Source organism: Bacteroides sp. (genome assembly GCA_036351255.1).
Lineage (GTDB): Bacteria > Bacteroidota > Bacteroidia > Bacteroidales > UBA7960 > UBA7960.
Map to the genome: position 1 here is coordinate 1 of JAZBOS010000127.1, position 3,840 is coordinate 3,840.

The 3,840-nt window shown below is 47.3% G+C and carries 4 protein-coding genes; 2 read left to right on the plus strand and 2 right to left on the minus strand.

What is annotated here, in order from left to right; translation table 11 throughout:
* Together V2I46_12330 and V2I46_12335 are read left to right on the plus strand one after the other, a co-directional pair.
* Positions 1-740 (plus strand): S8 family serine peptidase (locus tag V2I46_12330; GenBank protein ID MEE4178283.1); only part of this gene is annotated, 740 nt, incomplete at its 5' end.
* A gap of 347 nt (positions 741-1,087) precedes the next feature.
* Positions 1,088-1,426 (plus strand): hypothetical protein, encoded by a 339-nt coding sequence (locus tag V2I46_12335; protein ID MEE4178284.1) that lies wholly within the window; start codon positions 1,088-1,090, stop codon positions 1,424-1,426.
* A gap of 107 nt (positions 1,427-1,533) precedes the next feature.
* Here V2I46_12335 and V2I46_12340 read toward each other — a convergent pair whose 3' ends face one another.
* Together V2I46_12340 and V2I46_12345 are read right to left on the minus strand one after the other, a co-directional pair.
* Positions 1,534-2,301, minus strand: coding sequence for a LytTR family DNA-binding domain-containing protein (locus V2I46_12340; GenBank protein MEE4178285.1), 768 nt, complete (start codon positions 2,299-2,301; stop codon positions 1,534-1,536).
* Positions 2,285-3,840 (minus strand): histidine kinase (locus tag V2I46_12345; protein MEE4178286.1); only part of this gene is annotated, 1,556 nt, incomplete at its 5' end. The genes V2I46_12345 and V2I46_12340, both read right to left, overlap by 17 nt.

The window sequence follows — 3,840 nt, forward strand, 5'->3', positions numbered from 1 at the left end:
TAGATCGCGTTGGAGGAGGCCAAGCTTATACTGGTTCTCACAAGGCCTGGGTGATCGATACCGGCATTGACCTGGATCACCCCGATCTGAATGTGAATAATGCTTTGAGCGCTACCTTTGTACCCAGGACTTCCTCTGCCAATGATGATAATGGCCATGGTTCACACGTGGCTGGTACCATCGCTGCCATCAACAATACCATTGGAGTGGTAGGTGTTGCTGCTGGTGCAGAAGTCGTTGCCGTGAAGGTCCTTGACCGCCGGGGCAGCGGTGCCTATTCCACCATCATTGCCGGGGTGGACTATGTGTCTGCCAATGCTACATCTGGCGATGTGGCCAATATGAGTCTGGGTGGACCTGCTTATACTGAACTTGACAATGCCGTTCTTGCAGCGGCCGGCAAAGGCATAAAATTTGCCCTGGCTGCCGGAAACGAATCTACGCTTGCCAGTACCAAAAGCCCTGCAAGGGTTAATCATGCTAACGTTTTTACGGTTTCAGCCGTTGGCACGAATGATGCCTGGGCTTATTTCTCAAACTATGGGAATCCCCCGGTGGATTTCGCTGCACCAGGGGTTAGCATTTATTCCTGCTATAAGGGCGGGGGCTACACCACCATGAGCGGCACCTCCATGGCTTCACCTCACGTGGCAGGTCTGCTGCTTTGGGGGAATGTTGGCACTGACGGAAATGCCGTGGGTGACCCCGATGGGAATGCCGATCCGATCGCACATAAATAGAATTAGCTTCTGAAACATTAGGGAATTCTTCTTTTTTTGGAGAGCCGTTGCATGCAACGGCTCTCCTGTTTTTATCAGGCCCTTTCTTCTTTTTATTGTTTTAGATCATTGGTTGACAATTGAATAACCCATTGAATTGAATGATCTCAGCAAAAAACGATGTCCGTTATCGTACACTTTCTGTCCGGTTTCAGGAAAACAAAAGGGCAAGAAATAAGGGAGTCCTTAGTCAGGAGGGGTTTAGAAATTTTTTAAATGTTTGATTTGGTGAATGATATGTTTTTTGGCACGCCATTCGTTAGGCATTATGGCAGAAACCTAATGCTCACTTTTTAAACACAAAAACCATGAAAACAAAAGGAATCGTTCTCGCAAGTTTAATGCTTTTAGCTGCAACCACCATTTCGCTTGCTGGTCCAAAAGGCCCCGCAAATTCAAGTCTTTCTGAACTCGTTAAAAAGGAAATCACCTACCCGGGCTTTGCCCTGGATATGAAAATGGATGGCGTGGTAGATATCTACCTGCTTGAAGGCGAAGAAGGCCCCACCGTGGTGGCTACCAGCAATGATCCTCAACTGCGTGTGTATGTTGAAAACCGCATCTCAGCCATCGAAGATAAACTGGTGGAAGCCCTTGAAAAGGATCAGCCGAACCACTATCGCTTAACCTTTAAGTATGTGAAGTAAACTGTTGACCAGAAGGAAGTAAGAAGAAGTAAAAAGTAAGAAGCAGAAGGCATTTGATTCTGCAATGATGAAAACAAGCAAAAGGCGCGAGGGATCGCGCCTTTTTTTTATAATCTTTTCTCCAGCTCCCTGATCCTGGTGATGGGAATACAAAACTCATACTCCTTTTCGTCTTTCATCAGGAAGCATTTACGTGCGAGGCGTTTGACGCGGGTGAGGTAGCTCAGGTTGATGATGTTCGAGCGGTTGATGCGCATGAAGCCTTTGTCGGGCAGGAGGTTTTCGAGCGTGCCCAGGTTCATGGTGACGGTCTCGTATTTATCGGGCGCGGTGAAGACCTTGGCATAGTTCCAGTCGGCCTGGATGTAGATGATGTCGGCCAGGTTGACCAGGATGAAGCCCCCGGCATTCGACAGTTTGATCTTGCGCTGGTAATCGACGTTTTCGAGCAGGTTAAGATACTTTGCCGTTCGTTCTTCTTTGGCGTAGTAGTCGAAAAAGCGCTGGATACTTTTTTGCAGCTCGCGTTTTTCAATGGGTTTGAGCAGGTAATCGAAGGCGGCGGTTTTAATGGCCTGGATGGCGTAATTGTCATAGGCAGTGACGAAGATCACAGAGGGCTCAAAGCTGGCTTCCTTCAGTCCGCGGATGACATCAAAGCCATTGACCCCGGGCATCTGGATGTCGAGGAACACCAGGTCGGGCTTGGCCTTGAGGATCTGTTCCACGGCCTTTTCGGGCTCGTGGGTGGTGGCCAGGACCTCGATGCCCGGCTCATAGGTCAGCAGTTTCTTCAGTTCTTCAATGGCGTGCAGCTCATCGTCCACAATGGCGGCGGTGACGGCCGGCTCATACATCTCAAATGCTTTCTTCATGACGGCTGATTCTGATGATTACCCTTGTGCCCAATGGCCTGCCTTCTTCGTCAAACAGGTCCTGAATGTCGGCAGAGATATCTTTTTTATAATATTTTTTGTAAAGGTTATAAAATTCTTTCATAATTGCAAGCCCTTTGCCTGTGGAGCCGCTTTTATTTTCTGCCGCCTGTTTACGACCCACGCCATTGTCTGTGATGCTGATCTGCAGGCCATCGGGCAGCGGGCTGATGTTTATTTTTAACAGCCCGTCTTTTTCCTTTCCCGACAACCCATGCTTTACGGCATTTTCTGCATGGGTCTGGATGATCATTTTGGGGATCTGCTGCTCCATATCCACCCCCTCGGCCAACTCGATGGAAAAGCTGAAGGCATCACCGAAACGCGCCTTTTCCAGCTCCAGGTAATCGCGGCAGAAATCCAGCTCTTCCCTGAGGCTGCGCAAAGGGGCATCAGCCGAAAGCAACAATGCGCGGTAGAGCCGCGAAAAGCGCTTGATATTTTCATGGGCCTTCTCGTTCTCGTTATGGCTGACCAGGTAGAGGATGGCATTCATCGCATTGATCGTGAAATGCGGATCCAGCTGGTTCTTTAACAGGCTGAGCTGCAGCTCGGTGATTTTCTTCTCGGTATCCAGCCGGCGCTGAAACTGCTTTTGCTGTGCCTTTCGGGTGGCCACAGCAAAACCAATCATCCCAGCATAGATCAGCAGAAAATACAGGAAGTTCAGGTAATAGGCCGGGTTGGGGCCGTAATTTAATAAGTAATGATCCTGACCGATTTGAAGGCTGATCTGAGCGGGGGAAGTGGTGGATTCTTTGGTAGAGACAATAAAAGAGTTTACAATAGGATTATTTAATTCTATACCCGCCGGATTTTTCATTCCCTGGCGAAAAACCTGTATTTCTCCCTGCAAAGGATTATAAGCAACCGTTTCAATGGAACCGTCTCCTTCAAAGTCAAGGTGTTTTACTAGACCAAGATATCCTTTGGAAAAATGTTTAAGTTTGTTGGAGGTGTAATCATAGATTGAGCTTCCATCCAAGGAGTTTGAAAAAATGATGATGAGTTTTCCTTTTCGATCGTATGAATTAAAAAAGGAGCCAACTTTCATTCCAACTTCCTTTATTTCTGTTACCTGTCCCCCCAGGTTAAATGAATATATTTTTGCGTTTCCATTGTTCTGTTTGTCTAAAACAATACTTTTTAATTCTTTTCCTTCTCCTTTTTCAATGAGCATCGGAAAAAGAAAATTGGTCCGCCCTGGTATCTCAATGGGCTTAAACAAAAATTCCAGCTTATGGTCGAGCACCATAATCCAATTGCTGTAGTCGTGGTATTTTGCCAGTGAAGGGGAAACATTGGCAGCTGCCTGACCCGAGAGCATGATCTCCTTTTTCCCGTCTCCATTGATATCGGCTTGTAAAATACCGTTAATTCGGTAAAACGATTCTGGCGAACGGACAAGTGAATCCTGATCAATATAATACGCAAAAACATTCCTGGGATAAAGGGAAAACCCACTGCCCAACCCAAAGA

What these genes read in the sequence shown, in the direction of transcription:
- V2I46_12335 (MEE4178284.1), top strand. Translation starts at nt 1,088, where the DNA reads ATGAAAACAAAAGGAATCGTTCTCGCAAGTTTAATGCTTTTAGCTGCA.
- V2I46_12340 (MEE4178285.1), bottom strand. Translation starts at nt 2,301, where the DNA reads ATGAAGAAAGCATTTGAGATGTATGAGCCGGCCGTCACCGCCGCCATT.